Annotated in this window: 21 protein-coding genes; 15 read left to right on the top strand and 6 right to left on the bottom strand. The window is 46.2% G+C overall.

Annotated elements, in window-relative coordinates; translation table 11 throughout:
* Nucleotides 1-99: 99 nt before the first annotated feature.
* Nucleotides 100-240: a hypothetical protein gene (locus H6G89_RS23445; protein WP_190510936.1), complete on the top strand. Its 141-nt coding sequence runs from the start codon at nucleotides 100-102 to the stop codon at nucleotides 238-240.
* Between the two features lie 456 nt (nucleotides 241-696).
* On the opposite strand, the gene H6G89_RS23440 is transcribed toward H6G89_RS23445, so the two are convergent.
* The gene (locus H6G89_RS23440; protein ID WP_199336893.1) at nucleotides 697-1,023 is read right to left on the bottom strand and encodes an STAS domain-containing protein; all 327 of its coding nucleotides are present in this window, start codon (nucleotides 1,021-1,023) and stop codon (nucleotides 697-699) included.
* 790 nt (nucleotides 1,024-1,813) lie between these two features.
* Here H6G89_RS23440 and H6G89_RS23435 point away from each other — a divergent pair.
* Together H6G89_RS23435 and H6G89_RS23430 are read left to right on the top strand one after the other, a co-directional pair.
* A complete protein-coding gene (locus tag H6G89_RS23435; RefSeq protein WP_190510934.1) occupies nucleotides 1,814-4,930 on the top strand; it encodes a pre-peptidase C-terminal domain-containing protein in 3,117 nt (1,038 codons plus the stop codon).
* A 154-nt stretch (nucleotides 4,931-5,084) separates the two neighbouring features.
* On the top strand, nucleotides 5,085-5,618 hold the full coding sequence (locus H6G89_RS23430; RefSeq protein ID WP_190510933.1) for a hypothetical protein: 534 nt from the start codon (nucleotides 5,085-5,087) through the stop codon (nucleotides 5,616-5,618).
* 124 nt (nucleotides 5,619-5,742) lie between these two features.
* On the opposite strand, the gene H6G89_RS23425 is transcribed toward H6G89_RS23430, so the two are convergent.
* Nucleotides 5,743-7,002 (bottom strand): TetR family transcriptional regulator, encoded by a 1,260-nt coding sequence (locus H6G89_RS23425; protein ID WP_190510931.1) that lies wholly within the window; start codon nucleotides 7,000-7,002, stop codon nucleotides 5,743-5,745.
* A 197-nt stretch (nucleotides 7,003-7,199) separates the two neighbouring features.
* Here H6G89_RS23425 and H6G89_RS23420 point away from each other — a divergent pair, with 197 nt between their 5' ends.
* Nucleotides 7,200-8,048, top strand: a complete 849-nt coding sequence (locus H6G89_RS23420; protein ID WP_190510928.1) for an acyl-CoA desaturase — start codon at nucleotides 7,200-7,202, stop codon at nucleotides 8,046-8,048.
* Nucleotides 8,049-8,575: 527 nt separating this feature from the next.
* Here H6G89_RS23420 and H6G89_RS23415 read toward each other — a convergent pair.
* The 3 genes from H6G89_RS23415 to H6G89_RS23405 form a co-directional block, all read right to left on the bottom strand.
* The gene (locus H6G89_RS23415; protein ID WP_309230088.1) at nucleotides 8,576-9,082 is read right to left on the bottom strand and encodes a DNA adenine methylase; all 507 of its coding nucleotides are present in this window, start codon (nucleotides 9,080-9,082) and stop codon (nucleotides 8,576-8,578) included.
* A 295-nt stretch (nucleotides 9,083-9,377) separates the two neighbouring features.
* Complete coding sequence (locus H6G89_RS23410) at nucleotides 9,378-10,148, bottom strand: DNA adenine methylase (RefSeq protein WP_199336898.1); 771 nt, start codon at nucleotides 10,146-10,148, stop codon at nucleotides 9,378-9,380.
* 1,159 nt (nucleotides 10,149-11,307) lie between these two features.
* Nucleotides 11,308-11,514, bottom strand: coding sequence for a hypothetical protein (locus H6G89_RS23405; RefSeq protein WP_190510926.1), 207 nt, complete (start codon nucleotides 11,512-11,514; stop codon nucleotides 11,308-11,310).
* Nucleotides 11,515-11,707: 193 nt separating this feature from the next.
* Here H6G89_RS23405 and H6G89_RS23400 point away from each other — a divergent pair, with 193 nt between their 5' ends.
* From H6G89_RS23400 to H6G89_RS23380, 5 genes are all read left to right on the top strand, one after another.
* On the top strand, nucleotides 11,708-12,016 hold the full coding sequence (locus tag H6G89_RS23400) for a hypothetical protein (RefSeq protein WP_190510925.1): 309 nt from the start codon (nucleotides 11,708-11,710) through the stop codon (nucleotides 12,014-12,016).
* The gene (locus H6G89_RS23395; protein WP_190510924.1) at nucleotides 12,013-12,366 is read left to right on the top strand and encodes a helix-turn-helix domain-containing protein; all 354 of its coding nucleotides are present in this window, start codon (nucleotides 12,013-12,015) and stop codon (nucleotides 12,364-12,366) included. The genes H6G89_RS23400 and H6G89_RS23395 overlap by 4 nt, the downstream gene beginning before the upstream one ends.
* A gap of 124 nt (nucleotides 12,367-12,490) precedes the next feature.
* Nucleotides 12,491-14,326: a GmrSD restriction endonuclease domain-containing protein gene (locus H6G89_RS23390; RefSeq protein WP_190510922.1), complete on the top strand. Its 1,836-nt coding sequence runs from the start codon at nucleotides 12,491-12,493 to the stop codon at nucleotides 14,324-14,326.
* Between the two features lie 87 nt (nucleotides 14,327-14,413).
* Nucleotides 14,414-15,253 (top strand): DUF6745 domain-containing protein, encoded by an 840-nt coding sequence (locus H6G89_RS23385; RefSeq protein ID WP_190510920.1) that lies wholly within the window; start codon nucleotides 14,414-14,416, stop codon nucleotides 15,251-15,253.
* Between the two features lie 12 nt (nucleotides 15,254-15,265).
* Nucleotides 15,266-16,183 (top strand): hypothetical protein, encoded by a 918-nt coding sequence (locus H6G89_RS23380; RefSeq protein WP_190510918.1) that lies wholly within the window; start codon nucleotides 15,266-15,268, stop codon nucleotides 16,181-16,183.
* 61 nt (nucleotides 16,184-16,244) lie between these two features.
* On the opposite strand, the gene H6G89_RS23375 is transcribed toward H6G89_RS23380, so the two are convergent.
* The gene (locus tag H6G89_RS23375) at nucleotides 16,245-16,430 is read right to left on the bottom strand and encodes a hypothetical protein (RefSeq protein ID WP_190510917.1); all 186 of its coding nucleotides are present in this window, start codon (nucleotides 16,428-16,430) and stop codon (nucleotides 16,245-16,247) included.
* Between the two features lie 184 nt (nucleotides 16,431-16,614).
* On the opposite strand from H6G89_RS23375, the gene H6G89_RS23370 reads away from it, so the two are divergent.
* From H6G89_RS23370 to H6G89_RS23345, 6 genes are all read left to right on the top strand, one after another.
* Complete coding sequence (locus tag H6G89_RS23370; RefSeq protein WP_190510914.1) at nucleotides 16,615-17,676, top strand: helix-turn-helix domain-containing protein; 1,062 nt, start codon at nucleotides 16,615-16,617, stop codon at nucleotides 17,674-17,676.
* A gap of 101 nt (nucleotides 17,677-17,777) precedes the next feature.
* Nucleotides 17,778-18,608 carry an AAA family ATPase gene (locus tag H6G89_RS23365; RefSeq protein ID WP_309230087.1) on the top strand — a complete coding sequence of 277 codons (831 nt, stop codon included), beginning with the start codon at nucleotides 17,778-17,780 and terminating at the stop codon, nucleotides 18,606-18,608.
* Entirely contained in the window at nucleotides 18,605-19,738 is a 1,134-nt protein-coding gene (locus H6G89_RS23360; RefSeq protein ID WP_190510910.1) for a hypothetical protein, read from the top strand. Before H6G89_RS23365 ends, H6G89_RS23360 begins: the two co-directional genes overlap by 4 nt.
* Nucleotides 19,735-21,504: a TRAFAC clade GTPase domain-containing protein gene (locus H6G89_RS23355; protein WP_190510908.1), complete on the top strand. Its 1,770-nt coding sequence runs from the start codon at nucleotides 19,735-19,737 to the stop codon at nucleotides 21,502-21,504. The genes H6G89_RS23360 and H6G89_RS23355 overlap by 4 nt, the downstream gene beginning before the upstream one ends.
* 372 nt (nucleotides 21,505-21,876) lie before the next feature.
* The gene (locus H6G89_RS23350) at nucleotides 21,877-23,100 is read left to right on the top strand and encodes a hypothetical protein (RefSeq protein WP_190510906.1); all 1,224 of its coding nucleotides are present in this window, start codon (nucleotides 21,877-21,879) and stop codon (nucleotides 23,098-23,100) included.
* Nucleotides 23,101-23,117: 17 nt separating this feature from the next.
* A complete protein-coding gene (locus H6G89_RS23345) occupies nucleotides 23,118-24,899 on the top strand; it encodes an ATP-binding protein (protein WP_190510904.1) in 1,782 nt (593 codons plus the stop codon).
* Nucleotides 24,900-25,074: the final 175 nt, after the last annotated feature.

Genomic DNA, 25,074 nt, shown 5'->3' with positions numbered 1-25,074 from the left:
ACAACCACCCGTCCCCAACCCATTCATTCACCATCAAATTCAGTTGTTGTTCAAACCATAGTTGTTCAAGCCATAGTTGCTGTCAGGAGATAGTCATATATGACAGATCTAGATCGTGGAATTATGAAATTTAAAGGTGCAGATAGTTTACTTGCTGTCATCCTATCTGCCATCTTGATTATTGGTTCGATTGCAGCTTTGATTCTATGGGCACTTCAATCTGCCTACGCCTTAAGCTAGGCAGGTTAAGTCAAGGGCGTTGCTGAAAGCAGTATGATTCTTCAGAACGCACCATTGCTGTAGGGTGTTTCGCGAAACGCCCCTCCGAAATTCATACATTAGATCAGCAACGCCAAATTAAGAAACGCGGATTGAATCAGTTCAACACTCGGCAGGGGCGGGTTTTGCCGTTAAATCCATTGCAGAATGCAGATGGGGCTGCTAAATCCGCCCTTACAGTTTGCGAATTTATTAAATCCACGATTCTAAGCCAGTTAAACCAGATTTAGAGATTAAAACCAGTAACTCTATTAGCTCAACGTCAATTCGGGTTAGGCACAAGGTCGATAGTCCTATTGAGGCAAGGATGGGGACTCAGAGAGCGAGAGGGAGAGGGAGCGAGCATAGGCATTTCGCACGCTCACTCCTTCTAGGGCACTACCCAAAGGTCTACTCAACCGATACAGGTCGGTTTTGTTATGAAGCTTGTTCAAAAGCGTCCTTATCTGAATAAACTTCAAACATTTTTTCCATTCCAGAGAGTTCAAACAACATTCTGGCTTGACCACTGAGAGAGCAGAGCATCAGCTTTCCTCCAGCTTTTTGTACGCGGTTATGGGCGATCACTAGAGCACCTAAACCGCTACTGTCCATGAACAAAACATCTTTCATGTCAAGCAATAGATGAGTTGCCCCCAATTCCAAAATATTGTTAATCCAATACAACAACTCAGGAGCTGTTGCCGCGCTCAAAAGCCTGGTTTTGAGTTGAAATACGTATGGAGTAGCCATTTGATGAAACATAAAAAATTGGTTAGCTAAGAATAGAGTCCGTAGAAGAGATCTTGCCAGTAAAGCAAGATACCTCTATTCAGATGAACTGCCTCGCTCAACAGTAAAACCAGAAATTAGAGGTGAATGGAGACACACGCATGTTGGGACTTTTGACTCTGTAATCTCAGGTTTTAGGAACACCAGGTGAAGATAGCGACATTAATTAAAGGTTGTATAGCCTGACTCAATGATCTTAAAGAGGTTACTCGGTGAATAGGTAAAAGATAATACGAGGCTGCTACACTTCCTTTTTCCTGCGAGACTGCACTACTCCGGAAAACGGATACAGAACAAGTCATTCCTTCACTATTGCGGGAGTTACGTAAATTTTCTGTAAAGGTGGCTTTTAATACAAAATGTCACGCTTGCCTCTAAACGCAAAAGTGAGAATTTATAGTGATAAAGCAGTGCATTTTCGTAGAATTCTGAATTTCATTCCCGTAAATTCACGATTGACTTTTTCTACCCGATAACGTGTTTATAAGTGATGTTGCTGATTTTTGTAGTTAAAGAATGCTAGTTCAGCAAGGGTAACGGCTTAACCGACACACTTACGTGCTCTGCAACTACCCTGCATTCTTAATTACAACGAATCTCCGTTTGCACGTAACTACAGACAGCTACTTAAGAACTCATGGTTCTTAGGAGTTTGCTGTCGCCTACTCAACTCAATGTAATTTCCGCAACTATTATGGTTAGAGACCCTGGAAATACCCCCCGTTTAGCAGCCAACCTTGGTACTCTTACAGCCACTCGAACCGTGAGAAACTTAGTTGGTGGCAGGGATAGGTTTGACATTTACAAAGTAAACTTTGCCGCAGCCAGTAGTTTTCGCGCTACGTTACGAGGATTGTCTGCCAACGCGGATCTGGCTCTGCTCAATTCAGCCGGACAAGTGGTTAAACAGTCGAGGCGACGAGGCAATGCCAATGAGGTGATTGCTACGAATGTCGAGGCAGGAATTTACTATGTCCGTGTTGCTGGAAGTAAAACACCCACTCGTTTTAGTTTGGGGTTATCCGCGATCGCCTCTCCCGATAACAACAACACCCTTGAACAAGCTCCGTTCTTAGGTTCATTAAGTGGAACCAAGAGTTTCACGGGTTTTGTGGGCAGAAATGACACAGATGATTTCTTCCGGTTTGACTTAGCGATCAATCGCGATGTCGCGCTCTCTCTGACATCCCTTACCGGAGATGCCAACGTTGCTCTGCTTGATCTGAATGGCACGGTTATCCAAAACTCCTCAGCAGGAGGGGCGATCGTTGATCAGATTAGTCAAAGCTTGCCAACAGGCACCTACTTTGTCCGAGTCACACCAGGGGCAGGAGGAAACGCCAGTTATCGACTCGATTTGTCGGCTGATCTGCAAACTCCTGATTTAAGTGCGATCGGATTTCAGCAGTCCATTCAAGCTCTTTCTACAGTCAGTGGGAGTTTGAGCGATAGTGACACTTTAAATCCGCTGCGATTTGGCAGTTACGCAGATGACTATTTGTTAAATGGAATTACGGCTGGGCAGTCTGTTCAAATCAACTTAAACTCCAGTGATTTCGACACCTATTTGCAACTCGTCAACAATGCGACTGGAGAAGAAATCAGCTTCAATGATGATGCCAATAGCAGTCTTAACTCAGAACTAAGTTTTACGGCTGAGGCCGGGATCACCTATCGAGTTCGAGTCACATCCTACGGGGCTGCTGACACTGGAAACTATACCCTCACCACGTCTCCAGCATCTCAAAGCATTGGCGCATCAGCAGAACGAACCGGAAGCCTATCCAACACTGACTCCAACAATCCTCTCCTCACCGGACGCTTCTTTGACGATTACCGCTTAACCGGGGCAACCGTTGGGCAAGAAATCCGAATTGACTTGGAATCCAGTTTTGACAACTACCTGCAACTCGTCAACGCCGATACCGGGCAACTCATAGCCTTTGATGATGATACGAGTGAAGTCAATACTAATGCTCAACTGATCTTCACGGTGGCAGCAGGAACGAACTATCTCATTCGGGCAACCAGTTTTACGGTTGGAGCAACGGGGAACTACACGCTGAGAACCCGCCCTAATATTGATGCGATCGCCGTTAATCAAAGCATTACGAGCAGCCTGGATGTCTTTGATCCCAGTAACAGTTTGCGATCGGGCAGCTATGCCGAAGATTACTTATTGACGGGTGTGACGGCTGGACAACCCGTGCGAGTCAATCTGGATGCAGACTTTGACACCTATTTGCAACTCGTCAATGCCGCTACTGGCGCACTCATCGACTACAACGATGATGCTAATGGCACATTTGATTCTGAACTGACCTTTACAGCTCAGGCTGGTATTCAGTACATCCTACGTGCTAGCAGTTTTGACTCTGGAGTCACAGGGGCATTTACGCTGACAACCTCAGGAGGAGTTCAAACGACTGACATTGGACCCACGGCTACTGTCAATGGCAGCTTGAGCACGACGGACCCCGACAACCCACTGCGTCAGGGCAGATATTTCGACGAATATCGCTTGACTGGAGCAACTGCTGGGCAAACCATACGCATCAACCTCGGCTCCGAGGGGTTTGATACCTATTTGCAACTGGTGGATGGCGGCACAGGTCAAGAGATCAGTTTCAACGATGATGCGAATGAAACCCTCAACTCAGAACTCTCCTTTGTAGTTCAAGCGGGAATCGATTACCGCATTCGAGTCACAAGCTTTGACTCTAGTGAAGTTGGCAGCTATGTGCTGACTACAGCAGGTCCGCCGAGTGGTGGGGGTGGCAGTGGTGGTAACTCCTGGATTCCCGCCAACATCACGGATGCTCAATTGCAGTCGGCGATCGCCAGTTTATCGGCTGACAACGAACTCAGTCGCAACGACATGATCGCGATTTTCCGCAATGCGGGAAGCGACGACGGCATTGTCAATACGGCAGAACAAACAGATTTGAGAACCCTGGTTAACAATGCGCCTCGCTTCAACATGCGCGACTACGTGCAGTATCTGTCGGGGCAGGTTGCCAATGGCATCTCAACCAACATGGCAGCGACGACCCTGGAAGGGCTAATTGGCCGCCATTTCTTAGGCACCGTTACCCCCACCAACAGCTTTAACAATGCCACCTTTACCCATACCGTGGTGCAAGGCAGCTTGTTTGGCAGTACCGGAAGCCCTCGAATTGATGACATCGACCAGGGGGGACTAGGCGATTGTGCCTTCCTGGCTGCATTGGGTTCAGTGCTCAACGTCCGACCAAACGCGATTCGCGATATGTTGATCGACAACGGCGACAACACCTATACCGTCCGGTTCTACTCCGCTACCAACAACAATGGCACCACAGCCCCTGATCCCAGAGCGGAATATGTCACAGTCGATCGCCGATTAGCCACGAGCAGCAATGGACGACTCCTCTTTGCGAACGGAGGCAATCTCGCTAGCAACAGTGCCAATATTCTCTGGGCACCATTGGTCGAGCGGGCGTATGCTCAGTGGCGTGAGTTTCGTGAAAACCGCAACGGCTATAACTTGATTGGGAATGGCGATCTCTCCTATCGACCCATGACCTACATCACAGGTCGTGCCTCGACCGCTAATGCAGTCACTCAGGTGAGCTTCGCCAGCATTCAAGCGGCTTTAGCCGCTGGTCGCCCCGTAGCAGCAGGTGGTGCAACCCAAGACTCAACCTTCATCTACGGACGACACGCCTACTCGGTCGTTGCTGCCTTTACCAACGGTGCAGGTCAACAAATTATCCGTGTGCGGAACCCGCATGGCGTGGATGGTCTAGCACCGAGTGGAGATCCAAATGATGGTTTCATTGATCTCACCTACAGCCAATATGTGTCTGTGTTTGGGCTGACTCACTACGAAGTGGGATAGACCATTACACCGGACTCATCTACCATGATGTAGCGCGCGATCGCCTGATTCTCGGTTTCCTCAAGTAATCGAGGATCAGGCTCCAACTGTAATAGGACTGACGCCGTTAGATCCCCATGGCCTGGTTTTCTAGTCCATAAGAACCGTTCTTGCAATGCAACGCATCGATCGCAAACTCATTATTCTTACTCCGTTGATCCTCAGTAGCCTCTTTCAAGGGGTTTCTTGTCGGGGATCAACCTCTCATGAACTTGTTATCTCGGATGCTTCAGTGATGTCTAAACCTGCTTCTGTTAATCCGCTTCTTGTCAGCGTCACGATCTTAGAAGCGTATGAAGATCAGGTGGTCGTAGATGGAGTGCAGTCCAACCGCAACGCCCCTCCTGTCGGTCATGCGGTTGTGCGCCTTCGGGTTGAAAATACAGTGCAAGACTTGGTGGCTCTTGAAATTCAGAACATTGAGATCCGCCCAGAAACAGGCGATCGCCCCTTGTTATCTCAAGAAATTGGGGCGATGGAGTTAGGCGGTCTGCAAATTGTGGAACCCGGATATCACCTGACCAATCAGGCGGGATATCACGAGATAGAGCGAGTCAGAGCCGTGATGATTTACAAAGTTGCTGGGCAATTATATACCGCTGAGTCCGATCCATTTCCGGTGACCGTTAATCGATCGCTTGCAAACTAATACCGATTTAACGAGTTTTGCAAACAAATCAGAGTTATGGAGGGGTTTGGCAGTGCCAAACCTGTACAAGCATTTGTCGCCTTTTCAAGTCAAATTGGTATAACCCGATCCAAGAAGGTTTTGATTAAGGAGTAGAGTTACTGGGTTTTTGATCAAACCGAATGGCTTGCTCTAATGCCTCTTTTTCATGAGCGCGATTGGCATAGGGCTGCAACTCAGCCGTCGATTTGCCCGTGAGCAAACTCAAAGTTTCAAGGCTGACGCCCCGCATCAGCATCTCGATGCACCAGGTGTGTTGGGTTTGGGCGATCGCCGGAAGATAGCCTTGAGGGGTCAACAGGTCATCCACCCACAACTGCCAGCGCAGTCGAATCTCAACTTCGGTGATGGGATTGCCCACAGCGTTGAGGAAGAGTGCAGGTTGGCTATCCTTGCGACTCTTAAGCCAGCGTGTCAAGGGGTTGTGGGGGTGCGACCCATAACGACGACCCAAAATCCACTGATTGAGGGGCACCTGACGCACACGCCCCTGCGGAATCTGGAGCAGATGATGTTGGTAGTCAATGATGGAGTGCGATCGCTCCAACAACGACAATTCCTCAGCACTCAACCCACCCGCAAATAGAACATACGCCAGCGCATAGTCTTGCAAGCTCATTTTCTTAGCTTGTTTGAGAATGCTGTGAACCAGAGAAGCAGGTAGATCAGTAGAGTCTGCTGGCATCAACGTCGATCGCAACACGGGGGTGATGCGGGTTGGCGTCTCAACCGTACCCAGTATGGGCGGGGTCAATGCTCCATGGAGAAACAACTCAATCAAGTCGGTTAAAAACTCCTCCTGACTCTTCCAGGGTTCATCACCTTCGCTTGTTAACTTTAAAACCAGATATCCTAACAACAAACTGTTAAGTAAGCTCGCCAGTTTTTCAATCGGTAGATGGGTTTGCAAATGTTGATGATGTAGGACAGTGGTTAGAAACTGGGTTGTGTAGCGGTTTGCCTGATTCAACCCACGTCCCAAAGCCTGTCGATTTTCTGGAGGATACTGCCCTGCTTCCCCAATCAGCGATCGCACCAATTCAGGAATCCGCTCTAGTGCCCACAAGCTCTGGTTGGCATAGGTTCGCAACGCCTCTGGAACCGTACTGCTCTGACTGGCTTGCTGCCCCAGCGTTTCACCCAACCAGGTAAAAATGCCTGCATCCTCAATAACGGCAAGCAGCAAGCCATTTTTACTGCCAAAGTGACGAAAGAGGGTAACTTCGTTGACCCCTGCCAGTTCCGCAATTTGCCGTGTCGTGGTATCGGTGATGCCCTGAGCTGCAAACAGTTGCAAGGCTGCCTGGATCAGGCGTTGGTGGGTGGAATAGCTGGAACGGGTCATAGAAAATAAAAATGCAAGTGCCACTTGCACTTTGGAAAGAACGTGTTAGGCTAAAAATGTAAGTAATACTTGCATTTCTTTTCCTACTTTAACAATCTCTCCCCATAACAAGCAAAGCTTAACGCCTTCGCGAAGTAGCAAGCCTGTACGAGCGAGAGTGGTGTGATGGATTGCAAGGCTCGTAACAAGGAACATTTATGACAGTTAACGTAGTCCGAACTACTCCTGAGGACGCCGTCTTTAGTTGGTCGCACGTGATCTTCTTCACGGCAGTTCACGCTGTGGCACTGCTTGCGCCCTGGTTCTTCTCCTGGTCTGCATTAGGAGTGGCGATCGCCGTCCATTGGCTCTGCGGCAGTATTGGCATTTGCATGTCCTACCACCGTTTGCTAACCCACCGCAGCTTTCAGGTGCCCAAATGGTTGGAATATATCCTTGCCACGATTGGAGCCTTAGCCCTGCAAGGTGGACCCATCTTCTGGGTTTCCGGACATCGTCGCCATCACGCCCACACCGAAGATGCAGAAAAAGATCCCTATGCGGCTAGCCGTGGTTTTTGGTGGAGCCACGTTCTGTGGTTGATCTATCAACGTCCCGATTCCTTTAACGAAGACGTTTACTACCGCTATGCACCTGATTTAGCTCGTGATCCCTACTACCGTTGGCTCGATCGCAACTTTTTACTCTTGCAATTGCCCCTAGGGTTTTTGCTCTATGCCATGGGCGGCTGGTCGTTTGTTATTTACGGTGTGTTTGTTAGCCGCATTTTGCTGTGGCACAGCACCTGGTTCATCAACTCTGCGACCCACATGTGGGGCTACCGCAACTTTGACTCTGAAGACAACTCCCGTAATCTCTGGTGGGCTGCAATTTTGGCTTATGGCGAAGGCTGGCACAACAACCACCACGCGCATCCCAATGTGGCACCTGCTGGTTTGAGATGGTGGGAATATGATCCAACCTGGTGGGCGATCAAAGCATTGCAAACAGTTGGTTTAGCTAAGAAAGTGGTGATGCCAACTGCCAAGATGAATGCAAAAGCATAAGACATCGCTGCAACACTAAAATTTCAGTTTCAAGGCTAGGGGATGAAGACTCAAGACAGCTTCTCCCTTAGCCTTCACTTTTTTCATCACCTATTAGCACTTATAGCTGTATTCAACCTGGTCATACCAAATCAAATGGTGCTCAAGACAGATATCGGTAGGGGCAGGTTTTGCAGATAAGTGCTTGGATTTGCCGTTAGTAAACAGCTAAACCCGCCCCTACGAGCGTCCGCATTTGCACTGGAAACCATTTAAAGCGGTATTAGGACAAAGGACTTTGAATTGTCCTAACACAATGGTGGCTACGGCTATAACAGAACAGACGTGATTCATCGCATCTCTTTCGGCGGCTCAGATCCGATGTCCTTGCCGTACTTCATCCCCCACCCATCATCCACCGCCTCAACTGACCATTAACTATTAACCATTAACCATTGACCATTAACCATTGACCATTGACCATTAACCATTGACAAGAACTCAGGCTGCGGCAAGCTCAGCCAACTTATAATTCAAAAACTCAAAACTCAATACGATGTCACCAACACCTCACTGATCTTGCCGCGCTTTTGAGCATTGGAGTTGATCGCTCGAACGGCTGAAATCGAGTGAATTGGGAAATCCTGATACAAATCTCGAATGAAGGGACAATCTGAATTAGACAGCATCACTTTAACCCCCCGTCGAGCCAGTTCCACAAACGTATCGCGTAGTCGAATCTGATCGATCGGGTGAAAGGAATAGCGGTTGTAAGCCGTGAAATTGCTGGTGCGGCTAATAGGGTGATAGGGCGGATCAAAGTAGACAAAATCGCGGCTGCTTGTAGCGTTTTCTAAAACTGCATCAAAGGGTTCAACGTTGAGCGTTGTTGACCGGAGTGCTGCCGATACAACCCGAAGCAGAGATGCATTGCAGATTGTGGGATTTTTGTAGCGACCCATCGGCACATTAAACGCGCCCTTAGAGTTTTCACGGTACAACCCGTTGTAGCAACATAATGCCCACTCAAATTGTTCAAAAAGTCCACAACTCAATCGCACCAAAGCTTCCAGACTTTTTGACAACAAGCAGAACAACAGTGTTCAAAAAGTAAGCTACTTTTTGAACATCTACAGCAATCCCAAATAGGTTGGAGGCGCACACCTTCAGGGTATGCCGCTCATAACCCGCTTACAGTGGCTTTCGGACGAGCGTCACACAGCAAATGCCTGTGGATTCAGGCAATACAAAAGGTTGGTGCAGTATACACAAATGAAAATTGCTGTGTCTTACAACTCAGTTAGGCTGCTATATTTCTATTCTTCCTAGAGAAGGTCTTATTTGGTCTTTCTATAAACCCTTGTATGCCAAAATCTCTTTGGCTGGTTTGCGATCGCCTGTACAAGAGATACGTCTCGGTGCGTCTAATAACATCATCGAGAAACCGCAATCTTTATAAAGGCTTACAATGCGATCGGTTGCCTGATTAGAGGCAACGACAGGTCCACGATGCTTGGCTAACCATTCTGCCAATCTCACTTGATCTTGCCACTTGAAATCTTGAGCACTATATCTAGTGAATTCCACATCATAAGGTGGGTCTGAATAAATAAAGTCGTTTGGTTTAACAGGTATATTGCTAAAATCGTCTGCTGTAAATAACCAGTTTCTAAAAGTTCTGGAATATTTTGTAAAATCCCTAATATAGTTAATAGTCTTATATCGACCAAACGGAACATTAAATTGATTGCGGCTACTGAAGCGACATAGACCATTGTATCCCGTCCTATTTAAAAAATAGAACAGTTCTGCTGCCTCCACACTATCTGCTTCGTTAGCATAAATCAGCTGATTGAATCTTACTCGACATTGATAATAGTATTCCTCATTATTTTCTAGAGGAATTTCAACATAAAGTCCCTTCTTTAACCAACGATAAAAGTTAATCAGATGGGGATTGAGATCATTCAATATTGCTTGGCTTGGTTGTAAACCTAGCGCAATTGCCATACCCCCTACAAACGGTTCTACTAATCGGGTATGGGAGTATGGTTGCCACATATCAAGAAGTAGAGGTACAAGCCATCGCTTTCCACCAGCCCACTTTAAAGGCGGTTGCAAACATTCGCGATTGGCAGTGATAGTTTGTACCAACTAATCTGTTCCTCACTTTACTCAATCCCAATCAAGGATGCGGCTCAAATCTATATTAGAAATGATTGATCCTGTCCACAACTCTATAGCAAAGCCCTAGGTAGACCGAATAGAAACTAGTTTGAGGGCAAAAATACTCTGCTATTTACTCTTTATACTATATGGAGATCAATTTTACGAATTTCCAGTGCCAAATTAAGTCATTTTCTATTGAGAAATATCAGAGGAAGTGTAGCAGCTATTCCCTTTAAAGTTGCTTGTAGGGCAGCATATTGATCTCTGTCACTTAGCTTTTCATCGCCTCTGCCCAAGTCCTGTAAAGGAGACCTGGCAAGGGTAGGAGACCATTCATCCTGATAGGCTGGCAATGTTTTTCTACCAACTCAAGTCATTATTTAATTTTTGCAAGACTTTCCCTAAGTTCTTCTAAACCTTCCAGACAAAGATTTTTCTACTAAAGTCTGAATTAATTATAAAAAAGCACTACTTATAGTGGTTATTTCTAGGAATACTCACGGAAAACGCTATTTGTGGCATTAGTCTAAATAAACGTTTTTAGATCCCAAACCAGATTTCTATCGTTCATTTACTGCTTTGAGAAAAGTTTTTTCTACTACAACCAATCTTCTACCCTCAACAGGACATGAAAAACTCGTTCCGACTTGTGCTCAGGGTGACTACATGTAGAAGAGGTATCCATTCCTAGTTTCAGCAATTTTGTTACATGGGAGTGGCGGAGGCACTAAGGTGTAGGTTCCGCAATACTTGTAGTTGTGCTGAGTCGAGGAGTTGTGAAATATATAGCTTTGGCTAGAAAGCTTAGGACAAAGGTAATGGTTCAAACACTAATTCTGGAGGGGCTTTCTGACTCGCCTGCGCCCCCACCAAATATAGCTACGGCTATAGAAAATTCTCTGGTAGTCTAACCTTCTTCACAGGCTTCAGCGATCGCATTACAACCATCGGGGTAAGCATACTCTTAAATAGGTCAACTCCCGCTAGAGCGAGAACACACCAGACCTACCAGTTGCTTTGTTCTATGTCAGGAAGGCGATCGCTCCCACCTCTTGCTTACCCCTAAATGTATCGACTGACAAAACAGCTTCAATTCGAGGCAGGAAATTTGTTAGGAATCTGTTCCACTGTCTGTAGAAGAGTTGGAACTTGAGTCTGACGACGATCGCGCTTCCAAAAACTCACCAACGGCAATTTCGAGTGCCTCGCTGATTGTGATGTCTTGATCAGCGCAGTACACCCGAAATTTCCTGGCGAGGTCTTTTGGTATGTGACCTGTCACCTGGGAATAGTCAGGACTTTTGTGTTTTGTGACCAAGGTGAAATTTGAACTACCTCGTGTGGGAACCATTGTCGCACCAAAAAAACGCAATCAATAAAAATTGCAATATCGCAGGATCGCAATAACAAAAGATTGCGATATTGTTTAAACAAAGTCTTCCTTCACCCAAACCCTCTTTTCTTCTTTCCATGCTTCTTAATCCAAATGTGTTCACTCCACGCTTTGGAACATGACTCAGCCTCCTTCTCCTTTAGATTTTCCAAAGCAAATTCCCGCTCCAAGGTATGCCGTTGGAACCCGATGTCGCTGGATACCTCAACCCAGTACTGATTGGGGGATCATTATTGGGCATATTCTTTTGCCCAGTGAAACAACCCCACACCAGGGGGCGGACTGGCGATGGTCCTATTTGCTAATGCTGGATAACAGTAGTCCTTCTCGTCGGTGGACTGTGATGGATTGGGTAAGTGAGGACGACCTTGAGTTATTTCCCATGCAACCAGTCCTAACTCAAAACCCACAACAGGAGGGGCTATGAACCGACCATCTGGTCAATTGCCGTTTGGTGAAGTAGAGCGATCGCTGTTCCGCATCTATGTGAACTGTTCTCTTAGCCTGAACCATCCTCGCCAGCTATACCAAGAGTACGACCTGACTTACGAAGACTTAGCTCTTATTGCTGGCTGTAGCGTTCCTACAATGGAACGGTGGATGGGGGGGAGCCGTGAGCCTACCTTATATAAGGATATGTATCTAAGGCGATTGGGAGAATTTCACTTCCTACTGACCCACTACCAACAAATTCCCTATCCGCTGTGGGAATCTGCGTGCCCGTTGCCTCCTCGAATTCGAGCCATCTTATTTCCTGAGATTTCTCCTGAGGGTTAATTTATCGTTTCTATTTTTGGAACTTCCCATCACGTGATGGCGAATTGTGCTGCGGTCTTGATTGTTCTAGTACACAAGATCTAAGGTTCTAGAAACCCACCAGCACAACTTCGCAGGTGACTCCGTGAACAACATTATTTCTACCTTCGATATCACCAAAGAAGCTCTCCCTGATCTGCTTCTCAAAATTCGACAGGGGAAGATTCAAATTCCTGACCTGCAAAGAAGCTTTTGCTGGTCAGATGACTTGGTGACTCAGTTGCTTGCGAGTGTCAGTCTGGGATGGCCGGTTGGCTCAATCTTATTGCTTGAAACCAACATCAATACCAGCTTTCGCCCTCGGTTAGTGGAGGGAGTTGTTCTTGAGAAAGCTCCCCCTCCTGCCCAGTTGATTTTGGACGGGCAACAGCGAACGACAACATTGTTTATGACACTTTTCTCTGAAAATCCGACACTGATTCGAGATAAGCGGAGCCAAAAGATTAGCGAACGATGGTACTACATTGACATCAGGAAGGCATTAGATCCATCCGTTGAGCGAGAGACAACTATCATCAGCTTCAACAAAACTCGAATTAAGCCTGGGTTTGGTGAAGGCACTACGATCGACTGTTCCGCGCCTGATCGGGAGTATGAATTACTCCTCTTTCCCGTGAATAGCGTATTTAGCTATGCGGACTGGCGGCAACAGTACTCCCGTTACTGGAAGTACAACCCCACTAAACTCGACATCATCGATCGCTTTGAGAAGGAAGTTATCAAGCGATTTGAGCATTATCAAATCCCTGTTATCCTATTGAAGCCGGAATTGCCAAAACCTGCTATTTGTCGGGTTTTTGAGAAGACCAATACTCAGGGGACTGAACTTAACTTTTTTGACCTGGCAACTGCCTGCTTCGCTAGTGATGATTTCTCTCTGCGCGAAGACTGGGAAACCCGTGAGAAGCAACTCAAAAAATTTAGGGTACTTAGTTCTGTCCGGGAGATTGACTTCCTCTCTTGCGTTACCCTGGTTGCCACTTACTATCGGCGGCAAAAAGCACTCAAGCTAGCTCACCCGCCACAGAAACTTCCTGTTGTAGCTTGTGGCAGGGGAGAGGTACTGAGCCTAACGGTCGAAGAATATCAGACATTTGTCGATCGGGTTATCGGAGGATACGAGGAATCTGCCAGATTTTTGCATGGGCAGCGAATCATAGCTGCTGAAGATATTCCCTATCAGATTCAACTGGTTGCTTTAGCAGCTGTCCTGGCGATTATTGGATTTCCCCAAGGGAAAATTCGCTCTCGGTTAGAGCAATGGTTTTGGTGTGGGGCTTGTGCCTCAATGTACACCTCATGGCATGAAGTGCGGGCGGCACGGGATATGCTCGAAGTTCCTGAATGGTTGCTCCGTGATGGTCCTGTTCCCAGCACAATCAGTGATGCCATCTTTAACAGCAACCGTCTACTTGGCGTTCAAAGACGGTATGGTTCAGTTTACAAAAGCGTCAGTGCCCTATTACGACGGCATGGAGCGATCGATCTAGCGACAGGTGAAGCTTTATCGGACGTGAACTATTTTAATGACCCTATTGAAAGCCATCATATTTTCCCGACAGCCTATTGTAAGCGCCTGGGGATTGCCGCATCTCATTACAACTGTCTGGTTAATCGCACCCCTCTATCTAAGCTAAGTAACCAGAAGATTGGGGGTAGGGCACCCAGTCAGTACCTTAAGACAATTGAGTCGCAGGGTATCCCCAAGCAACGAATTGATACTATGCTCCGTTCTCATTTAATTGAGCCAGAAACATTATGGGCAGATGATTTTGAGGCATTCATCAGTACTCGATCGCAGGGATTGTTGGAACTGATTTCTCAAGCAATGGGGCAAAAATCAAATGTGGGTTCGCTGATTGATATCCGTAATAGGCAATCCCAAACAGATGGGAAAGTTGTACGGATATCGAATGGCTAATGCCAATTAGCTAGAAGTCAATTGAGCCGCTGAAATCAGAGAGGAATTTTCTTGAACCCGTATAGCTTCGTCACCAACACCCTGAAAATGAATCAGATTACCCAAATTACAGATCAACAAGATGAACTGATTCCCTTGTACATGGAGAAATGGCGGGGAATTTGTCTCTCTACTCAAAGAATTGATTACTCAATGGCGATTGAGGCAGTTGGACTAGCTTACATGGCTCTCAGAAAGCCAATGCCGGAAATTCGCTTCTTTGAGAGTCCTTTTGCTGTGTTATTACAATTCTTTGGTCCAAGATTTCTCAGGCAGCATTTGTTATATCAGCGATCGCTATCTGAACCTGAGCGGCATAACCCATTGAAAGACCTGTTAGGCAAATCCCTCAAGAAGGCATTAGAGCAGCAGTTTGAAAATAACCTGATCAACCAAATTCAAGTACAGATAGATCCAGCCCTTTGGGGACAGTTGAAGACGGAACTCTATATTGAACTTGGCTTTCGCCTCTGGTCTCACATTGATGACGAGATGACAAATCAGTTATTTAGGCTCCGCACCACATCCTTTCGTTCAGTTGTAAAAGCCATTCGCAGGATGCAACCTCAATCCACCTATCCTGCTGCCTGGACTGTCCACAGTGGGTTGCTGGATTTTTGCATCTCCGTTCTTCGTTGTAGACATGACGTAGAACTATGGAATGTCCATCGTTTGCTGGTGAAGGAATGCGGTTGGTTATTTCCATTTGAACATTTTTGCTTAGTGTGCGATCGCCCCAGTCACCTCTTCTACACCAACGATCGCACCAATAGTGACGTATTTCATGCTGAAGGAAAACCTGCCATCAGATTCCACGATAACTTCAGACTGTATTGCTACAACGGGGAACTAGTTTCTGAAGTCGCTGCTATAGCCATGAATAATTGACACAGGTGACCTATGGTAGCCCAAATTCCTCCCACCTTAAAACACTTCATTGATGAGCATCCCCTTCTCTACCGCAAGCTTTGCTTTTGGGCAGATAAACGAGGCATAGAAAACCCATCGGTACAAGTTCAAGGTTATTTAACCGAGCTAATTATTGAAGCGAATACTAACTGCGATAATACTGAGCTATTAATTAAATGGACTAAGGTTCTATCTCATCAGGAGCGTATTGCTTTAGCGTATCTTAGCCCAATTCAAATCAGCGATTATGCGATTGAAGAACAGTGGTATAAATCACAAAAGGGTGAGTACTCTGTAATGGATGAACCCGTCATTCAGGAGATCGTCTTTGAGGGCAAACAACAGGGAATTATTACAAGAAATCGATATGATTGTTTGGTTTTGAACTGCGATCGCCTGCTCATTATTGATGTTGACATCGCCGCGCCAAGACAGGACGAAATCCAAGACTGCTCCAAGAATTGCCAGCTTGCTCTGAGCCAGAAGCAGGCGATCGCAGCCGTAGAGAGCCTGGCAGAACAATTCCCCAAACTGGGGTTCAGAGTTTATAGGACACGAAACGGACTGCGCCTTCTCTGTACAACTCAACCCTTTGATCCCTTGGATGCCGCAACCCACCGCTTCATGCAGAATCTTTACGTTGATCCGCTGTACGCGAGGTTGTGCAAATTTCAGGCTACATTTCGGGCAAGGCTAACCCCCAAGCCTTGGAGGGTAGACGAAGAGTATGAGGAACGATTCATTTACGACAGAATCACAGGGTTAGTTCTACCAGAATCAAGCCCCTACGCGGTCTGCCACCTAATTGAGGTTATTGGCGAGCAGAAGATTCTCCCAGAGTTTGAGCCACTAATTCAGGCGCATGACTCCTATTGCCGCGTGAGTCGATTGGGCTTGGAATTAGCGTAGATAAACGATTAGCGACACGGGTGATCGCTCTCCAAGAGGGTTGAGCGATCACCCGTTCGCATTACTTAATGTTCTTGTCTTTCTCCATGTTAGTTTTCTCGTCATCGTCCTTGGTAAACTCATCCTTCACCAGAACATAGATGGTGCCTAGCCCTACGAAAAAGGCAAGGGGAGGAAAGGTTTGAGCAAGAGTTGCAATAATTACAATGATATCGAGAGCAGTTTTCAGGTCTTTTAGGTCGTCCATCAGGTTTAGCTTGAACTCGTCTAAACCTATCGAACCTTTACCCTGACTGACTTGGAGGATGCCTTGCTTCTGAGTTAAGCTTGAGAGTGCTTACCTACTCTGTGACCGAAAATGTTGCTTATGTGACTGAATTGCGTCCGGGAAATGTCTGAGTTCGTTTTGAGCAGGTGTTTTGGGATAGAGAATGCCACGATCGCTTAAAGTCGCAAAACAGTATAGGGAGAGGGCTAAGTTAGCTCTTAAGCGAAACGGCTATGCCAGACAGCAGGATTTAGCCGAAGCACTAGGTTTTGCCAGGTCTACGGTCAACAATTTTCTTAATGGGAAGCCAGTAGATTACCTGAATTTTCTGGAGATTTGCGAAAAGCTTCAATTAGCTCTTGATGAAATTGCAGATTTCGCAGATGAGGAAATACCCGATTCAACTCTAACTTCGACATCTGTTGTTCCTTCTATAGAGAAGTTCAGCATCGAGCATTTGTACGAAGCGTTACTTTGCCTTAACTATACAAAGCAGGAGGACCGCTTTGCTGAGTTTGTGCGAGAGCATCCTATTGGAGCCTGCTTGATTCATGGTGAACCAGAGTTTGGACAGGAGTGGCTCCTGAACCGACTACTGAAGCTTTTGCCAGTCCAGATGACAACAGCTTTTGTACATCGTACAAGTTTTCTGCGGGTTACGCGCAGCTATTCCTTGGAAAGCTTATGGCGTGAATTAGCTGTTGCAACAGGAGCAACATCTTCTTCTCCAACAGATGTTGCTAAAGCCGTTTGTAATCTTTGGCAGTCGCAAAGTGTAATTTTGATCTTCAAAGATGTTGACCAACTACCCGGTGCAGAATTTTTGGATGAATTTATTCACAAATTCTGGCATCCTCTTGCAGCAGAAGCATGTAAGTGCAGTTCTCAAACACTCAACGATCGCCTGATTGCCTTTTTAGTGGATTCTCAGGGGCGTGCAAATGATTGGAGCATAAATTGTACAGAAATTCTTGATGTTAACTGGGAACCTCTCCAACTACTGAAGCTACCAAAGATAACCCATATCACCAGATTTGAACTCGCGTATTGGCTGGAGAAACAGAAAGATAAACTTCCTCAAGCATTAACTGTACAAATTGAACAAGCGGTTATAGAAATCTTGGAAAGCAGGGAGTTTGGTATACCTCAATTAGTACTAGAGGCTGTTTGCAAACGTTGTGGGCATAACTGGTATCAATCGGAGCGAGTATGGCTAAAGTTCTAAAGCAGCAGTTGCAATATACAGGTAGGGTTCAGCCAAAACCCGGAGAGCAAGATCCTAAAACAGGTCAACGGCTCTACCCCTATTTGCCCAGCCCTAAGCTAGTGGAAGCAGTAAATGTAGCAATTTTACTGGAACGCCCTTTACTGTTGAAAGGAGAACCAGGATGTGGAAAGACGAGGTTAGCACGGGCAGTGGCATATGAGTTAGGGCTACCCTATGAAGCTTGGTATGTAAAATCAACAAGTCGAGCAAAAGATGGGTTGTATACATATGACGCAGTTGGGCGCTTGCGAGATGCTCAACTAGCAAACTCTGGAGTTGATCCAGATGCAGCAATAAGGGCAAAGAATTCAGATGCTTATGTGGAATGGGGACCACTGGGAAGGGCATTTCAAAATGACCAACGGACTGTTGTTCTAATCGATGAGATTGACAAGGCGGACATTGACTTCCCGAATGATTTGCTGTTGGAACTGGATGAGTTGCGATTTGAGGTCTCTGAGGTTAAAGACACCAGTCTAAACAAGCGAATTCAGGCAAAGGCTCCACCTATCGTCTTTATTACTAGTAATGATGAAAAGGATTTGCCAGATGCGTTTCTGCGTCGTTGTTTATTTTACTATGTCAGGTTTCCAGCACGAGAACAATTAATTGAAATTGTCAAATTGCGGTTTCCATCATCTCCTCAGAAAGTCTTGGATGCAATTGTTGATCGCTTCTGGGAATTACGCCAAGAAATGGAGGCAAATGGCAGGTTGAGCAAAAAAGTTAGTACCAGTGAACTGATGGATTGGATCAAAGTTCTTAGCCATTATGAAGGGGATGAAGTCCTGTCCAAGCTCAAAACAGAACTTCTGTATTCAGGGGTTTTGTTGAAAAGTTGGGATGATTATCGGCGATACGGTGAAGAGATAGAGAAGGTGCAGAAATGAGCAATGCTATTGCCCAAGAGGAATTACCCCTACTTGACCTCTTTACCCGCTTGCAAGAAGCAGGATTGCCTTTGGGGATCGATGAGTACTGCTTATTGTTGCGGGCGTTACAGTCTGGATTTGGGACAGGTGATCGAGAAACATTAGCCGACTTATGTCGGACTTTATGGGTGAAGTCATCTGATGATGAACATTTATTTAACTATCATTTTGAGCAGTTAGTCAAAGAGGCTTCTATAGAAAAATCCACATCTAATAGTGAGGATAGTAGGCTACAACCGAATGTTTCAGAACCTCAGGAGAAGGGCTTACCTAATTGGCAGAACAACCAAGGAAATAAATTACCAGATACAACAACTTTTACCCTGGCTTCAGCGGAATTAATGGAGATCGGAGATGAAATCCAGGTAGCTGAAGCAGTACAAATCAGAACTCAACAAGATAAGGGAACTTCACCTAACCGATTCACTCAAAGCGACGAGTACTTTCCGGTGACACGACGGCAAATGAAACAAAGTTGGCGGCACTTGCGAAGACTGGTACGTGAGGGATTGCCAACCGAATTAGATATAGAAGCAACGATCGCTCTTACGGTTCAACAAGGTGTTTTATTAGAGCCTGTGTTAGTACCGCGACGTGTAAATCGAACAGAGTTGTTACTCCTGCTGGATCAAAAGGGATCAATGATGCCATTTCATGCATTGTCTCAAAGATTAGCAGAAACTGCTCAACGGGGTGGACGTTTGGGAAGAGCAGGGGTCTACTATTTTCATAACTGTCCTACCCACTTTCTTTACCGAGATTCAACACAGCAGCAAGCAGAACCTTTATCGAATGTTCTAGCTCAACTGCGGACGGATCACTCTGGTGTTTTAATTTTCAGTGATGCAGGAGCCGCTAGAGGTGGGTACAGTGAAGAGCGGTTAGATTTGACGGAACACTTTCTTAGTCAACTTAGGCAGAGCGTTCGCTATATTGCATGGCTTAACCCAATGCCTCAGGAGCGATGGGTAGGGACAACTGCTGAGGAAATTGGAGAACTGGTGCCAATGTTTGAAATAAGCCGACTAGGAATGGATCAGGCAATCGATGTGCTACGGGGCAAGTCGGCATCAGGAGGCTTAGAATGAGCGAATCTCCTCGACCTGCAACTGGAATGACTTCTGAAGCTGCTGCTCTACGAATTGAGACATTTGGAGAGCAATTTGGGCAGCCACATTTATATCTTGCTTATCATGCTGCTTTTCCGTTAGCTCTCACACCAGATTTGCTTTATCAAATTTGGGCAAATTTTCAACGTGATATTGGTGGTGAGGCTCTTAACATTCCCTGGATTGCGGTCTCAGATTTGTTGCTTTCAAATCTTTGCGAAGAGGTTGGGCATGGACTTTATGAAATAAATTATACTCTCCGAGCTTGTCTTCTCAGTAAGTTACAAGTAGAATCTCGCTTAGGTTCAGAGCGGATTAATCAACTATCTAACTTTCTACTTTCTTACATTAAAGGACAAATTGATAGTGATGATCCACACCTTCGCGAATTTGCTAAAGCTCAAAAATGGTCGGCTCTCCTATATCTTCAGCCAAACCAAGTTGCTTCAGAGATAGCTCTTGAATTCGCACAACTAGGATTAGAGCGTAAATTAGAGTGGGTTCGGATAACATCAGTGGTAGAAAGTTTTTCACAGCAACTATCAGAAGCTGGTTTTCAGCCCCTCATAGCTTATAGCCGTGGGATGAGGAGCTTGGTTTGTGGTGAATTATTAGATGCTAAAGCTCACTTCAGCTTAATCAATAATCCTGAACAGCAGTTGAATTTTGCTACTACCAAACTATTGATTCCAACAAATCTAATGACTCAGCTTTTAGATAGAAGGGGTTCAAGCTTGGGAACTGAACAAACTGAAAGCTTGAATTCTACAGAAGCCTTCTCTATGAAGCAACGTTTTATGCAGTATTCAAATAAATTAAATAGATGGTTCAATAGATGGTTCAATAGGGAATCGAAAGAATCTACAAGAATACAAATAGGAATTTGGGGAACTACGGGAGTAGGCAAAACTACGTATCTTACAACTTTATATCAACAGCTAATGAGCTCACCAGATTGGATTGTAGACTGTGATAGGGAAACTGGAAATTTCATATTGAATCATCTTAGGATGATTCAATCAGGGCATTTTCCGCCTCCGACATCAGTAAAGGATAGATTAGAAGTATTAAGATTTTGGTTAAATGCCAATACTAATTACTCCACGGATTTTGGTTCTAATTCCAATATTGAGATTGTTTTTATCAATGCACCTGGTGAATTTTATGAAGATATCCCTTTCCGTAACAATGACTTTGCTAAAGGTGAAGATGATGTAGTGTGGGATATTGTAGATTACTTGGTAAGCTGTGATGGTATCGTCTTCTTACTTGATCCTCTTCGTAGTAAAGAGCATGGTAAGAATTACTCAAGCTTGTTGTGGGATTTATTTTATGAGTTATTGAGACGTTCTGAGACTTCAAATAGCGATTCTACTCGATTAGAACAATATTTGGCATTTTGTGTGACAAAAGCCGATCGAGAAGATGTTTGGCAGAAAGCAATGAATTCAGAGTCATTGGTTGAAGAAATTGTAGGTGAGAGGCTATTTCGACGACTCTTAAATAACTTCAGCATGAAAGGACGTTATGAGTGTTTTACCATGTCTGCAATAGGGCGTTATCAAGATGCCTCAGGAGAGTGGCAAGAGCCTGTTTATTCAGAGATACTGGAGGATTCAACACTGATAACCCAAAAAATTCGGAATGATGTAGAACTTCAACCAATTAATATTCTTGCTCCAATTGAATGGATAGTTCGTGGAGTACAACTAGATCCACCAAAACTGAACAGGAATAAAACTTAATCAAAAGTCATCTATAAGTTACCTGCGTTTTTGACAATACTGTAATGCTATTTAAAGCACTTTACTAACCAATTTTAGCGAAGGTTCTGTTTATAGCTCTCATTTGCTACTTTTTTTATTTTTAAATAAATGAAAGAGTTAGTGCTCTGGGAGATATTTGTAATTCATTGAGATTAGCTGTGAGAAATGAATCAAGTGTGAGAAGCTATACGATTAAGTAGGATTGCGGCAATAGAAAACTTGTAAGAAACTATTCCTGCTAAGCAGTCCCTTGCTGATAGTACCTTCACCTAAAGAACATTTCTGTTGAGAGATAAAGTGCTTTGGTACATTGTGGGAGTAATGGCTCCTCAAGGAATGGGGTAGGTATCTGTGCAGTTTGACCTTCATCTTCGATCGACGGTTCGTGAGCAGTTTCAGTCTGTAGCGCAAGAAATGCGCGACTGGCAAACTCAAGCTCAGATTGGAGATGAGGAGGCTGAATTTATTCGTCAAAACATCTTATTTTTCAACCACACAACGTCCCGGCAAGACCTACGAGTGGCAGGGGTAGACGGTAGTGGCGATTTCCCAATGCTCTCGTACTCAGACTCCTTCATATATTTGTCGGTCGCTCAAGGGACAGTCTATGAGGCTACCACTCCTCAGATAGGACTTAGGGAGGTCAGTCCTGTGCCTGAGCCAGTGTTGGAATGCCATTGGATTCCAGAAGATGATGTGCGTGGAGTTGAGGCAATCAACAGGGCTTTTGAGCAATTGGCTAAAACTTCAATCCTTGAAATTATTAAGCGTTCTGACTATCAACAGATTAAGTATCAGGCAACCCGAAAGAAATATTCTGCTGAGGAGTTGGTAGCAGGCTTGATTCGACCTCATGCCAGTGATACAAGCAATCTGGCAATTCAATTGCGATCGACGGCTGAAATGGCAGCCGCATTGCAGCTAATCGAAGGTACTCATCGCCCCAACTACATCCTGACAGACACAACATTCTCCCTACCCTTTGTTTCGTCTAAAGCAAATTCGCTGTTTCATGAGCACCTAAAGCGGCTGTGCTGTGTGGAGGCACGCAAGCAGGAGACAGGATTCTTTGCCCTGTCTAAATCGCATGGGCTGGCAACGACAGAACTGGTTGAAAAGTTGGCATGTGAACTCCAAGGCTTAGCAGCCGGACAAACGGCAGAGCATTGGTGCTTGCGGATTCCTAATGCAAGGCGTGATGAATGGAGCCTTTCCCTGGTTAAGGGGCGAAATGTTCCACCCCTGGGAGCCGTGTCTTATCTTGTTCGATTTCACCGAACGACTCCCTTGATGCGCCTGGATATGGATGCGGAGTATTGGCAGAAGTTTGTTGCAGGTGAGACGAAGGAGGAAACGCGATCGCGAGAACAACAGATTTTTGAAGACCTGGACTATACCTGTCACGATCAACGGGTCTATGGTTATCCCTATCCCATTAAAGCTGCCCACGATCGCGCCTCTCTAACCAATGCAGAGCGGGTCGCCCTGCGGAAGCAACTAATTTCGGCAGCCGTCGCAGAGGGGATGAGTCCGGCTTTGTTCCGTGATCCGTCTACAGCTACAGGGCATCGGTAGGAGGACGTATGTACCAGATGGAAGAACTGCTTGAGTTATTGGGCGATCCTTTTGGGATCTTGTCAGAGAGCAATACACACCAACTGACTGTAGTGGCAAGGAATGCGGATGTGGCAGTGGGCGATTTGTTTTTGCTGCCCAGCAAACGGGGACACGATCGCTTCTACATCTTTCGCACAACCCAATACGCCAACATCATGAACCGGGCTTTGGAAATGGACGATATTGCCCGGAATAAACTAACGATGCCGAATGCTTATCTAAGCCAGGATTGGCATGAGGAGTTGCTCATTCGACTGGTGGGAATTGTGTTGGGATATGCGGAAGTTGGAAAGGAGGGGTGGACGTTTCATAAGCCTCGTCGGTTGCCGGAGCATTTGACCAATGTGTTTCGGGTTGGCCCTGATAGCCCAGACGTTGTTCGGGTGATGCAAACGTTGTTAGCGAGTCAGCTTGGGCAAGAGGGATTGTATGTAGGGGATCTGCTGGCAGGTGAGCAGGCAATCCAAGGGGTCAAGGTCTTCCTGCCTGCCTATGCTCTGTCCCATCATTTGGGAGTATTTGGACGGACGGGTGCCGGGAAAAGCAACCTGATGATGGTGCTGCTGAAGTCTGCGATGGACTACAACCAAGCTCTGCTCCAGCATGAGCAGAAACCTCCGGTGAGCGTACTGGCGATCGACCCTCACGATGAGTTCCGATTTTGGCATGGGGCGATCGGGGGCAAGGACGGCATTCATGGGATTGTGAAGGGCTACTCACCGGAAGAGCGTAAGGCACTGGTAGAGCCGTTCTACTACCTGACTGCACGAGAAGTTGGAGAGGAGGGACTGGAAAGGCAGGTTGTGTTATCTAGGGCAGATGTGCTCCCGGATGACCTAAGCAGTATCAGTGAGTTTAGTGAGCAACAGATGGCATTCGCCCAGCAGCAGTTTGCGCTGTGGGGGGAACAGTGGATCGGGCGTGTGCTCCTGGGAGATACGCAAGGTGGAGCCGGGGGCTTTGAAGGAAATGTGGATTTCCTGTCGGGGACAGTGGCAGCCGTCCAACGTAGGCTCGCTTTTTTGCGGCGAGGGCAAACGAGGTTGTTCTCACCCTTTGATCCGGATGCGGGCTACGAGTACGAATCGCTGTTGCCAGAGATCTTGTGTGCCCTGGAGCAGGGCCGGATTCTGATTGTGGATACGACGTTGATGGGGGAAATGGAGCAGTTTCTGCTGACGACGGTGGTGGCGCGATCGCTCTTCACCCTACGACGCACGTTGCGGAGTGTGGCAAGGGTGGATGAGTTACCTCGTGCGATCCGGCAGGCATTTGGAAATGATGATGAGCAGGGGCAGGTGGGGCTGCGAACTTTGGCAGATGAGCTTGTGCGACGGGTAGAGGATGGGCGATTGCCCTATGGGGAGGGAGGTGTGCTGAAAAGCCCAGACCAGTTGCCCTATGTGAATGTGGTTGTGGAGGAGGCTCCGAGTGTGCTGAACCCACAACGAATGCGGTTTGGCTCGGTGTTTCGGGATATTTCGCGGCAGGGGCGGAAGTTTGGCATTGGGCTGACGGTGGTGAGCCAACAGGTGAGTGAGATTGATGATGGGGTGCTGTCGCAGATTAATACAGAACTGGTGATGGCACTGGGGAATGAGTTAGAACGGAAAGAGGCGATTCGCAATGCCTCGGCAGATTTGTCGGGGTTTGAGCGGGAGTTGCAGGTGATGGGGAAGGGACAGGTAGTTGTCTCAGCTTCTTACAAAGATGTGCCATTGCCCATACAAGTGCCGGATTTTGATCAAGTGCTGTAGGTATAGTGATGGAAAAGTGTAGTGAATTGAAAAAAATCTTATAGTCAATTCTGGAATTAACTTACTGAGTTGTGTAGCTCTAACCCAATAGGTTCGTAACTTTACTTCCGCGAGTGATAATTGCCAGCATGTGAGTTATAGTTTAGGGAAATTTCATAAAATTGCACTTCCTTGA

The organism is Oscillatoria sp. FACHB-1407, from assembly GCF_014697545.1.
Classification (GTDB): domain Bacteria; phylum Cyanobacteriota; class Cyanobacteriia; order Elainellales; family Elainellaceae; genus FACHB-1407.
This window is presented reverse-complemented; position numbering and strand designations above follow the sequence as displayed.

Excerpts from the sequence above, each read along its gene's own strand:
- H6G89_RS23445 (WP_190510936.1), top strand. The coding sequence starts at position 100 with ATGACAGATCTAGATCGTGGAATTATGAAATTTAAAGGTGCAGATAGT.
- H6G89_RS23440 (WP_199336893.1), bottom strand. The coding sequence starts at position 1,023 with ATGTTTCATCAAATGGCTACTCCATACGTATTTCAACTCAAAACCAGG.
- H6G89_RS23430 (WP_190510933.1), top strand. The coding sequence starts at position 5,085 with ATGCAACGCATCGATCGCAAACTCATTATTCTTACTCCGTTGATCCTC.
- H6G89_RS23425 (WP_190510931.1), bottom strand. The coding sequence starts at position 7,002 with ATGACCCGTTCCAGCTATTCCACCCACCAACGCCTGATCCAGGCAGCC.
- H6G89_RS23420 (WP_190510928.1), top strand. The coding sequence starts at position 7,200 with ATGACAGTTAACGTAGTCCGAACTACTCCTGAGGACGCCGTCTTTAGT.
- H6G89_RS23400 (WP_190510925.1), top strand. The coding sequence starts at position 11,708 with ATGACTCAGCCTCCTTCTCCTTTAGATTTTCCAAAGCAAATTCCCGCT.
- H6G89_RS23395 (WP_190510924.1), top strand. The coding sequence starts at position 12,013 with ATGAACCGACCATCTGGTCAATTGCCGTTTGGTGAAGTAGAGCGATCG.
- H6G89_RS23385 (WP_190510920.1), top strand. The coding sequence starts at position 14,414 with ATGAATCAGATTACCCAAATTACAGATCAACAAGATGAACTGATTCCC.
- H6G89_RS23380 (WP_190510918.1), top strand. The coding sequence starts at position 15,266 with ATGGTAGCCCAAATTCCTCCCACCTTAAAACACTTCATTGATGAGCAT.
- H6G89_RS23375 (WP_190510917.1), bottom strand. The coding sequence starts at position 16,430 with ATGGACGACCTAAAAGACCTGAAAACTGCTCTCGATATCATTGTAATT.
- H6G89_RS23370 (WP_190510914.1), top strand. The coding sequence starts at position 16,615 with ATGCCACGATCGCTTAAAGTCGCAAAACAGTATAGGGAGAGGGCTAAG.
- H6G89_RS23360 (WP_190510910.1), top strand. The coding sequence starts at position 18,605 with ATGAGCAATGCTATTGCCCAAGAGGAATTACCCCTACTTGACCTCTTT.
- H6G89_RS23355 (WP_190510908.1), top strand. The coding sequence starts at position 19,735 with ATGAGCGAATCTCCTCGACCTGCAACTGGAATGACTTCTGAAGCTGCT.
- H6G89_RS23345 (WP_190510904.1), top strand. The coding sequence starts at position 23,118 with ATGGAAGAACTGCTTGAGTTATTGGGCGATCCTTTTGGGATCTTGTCA.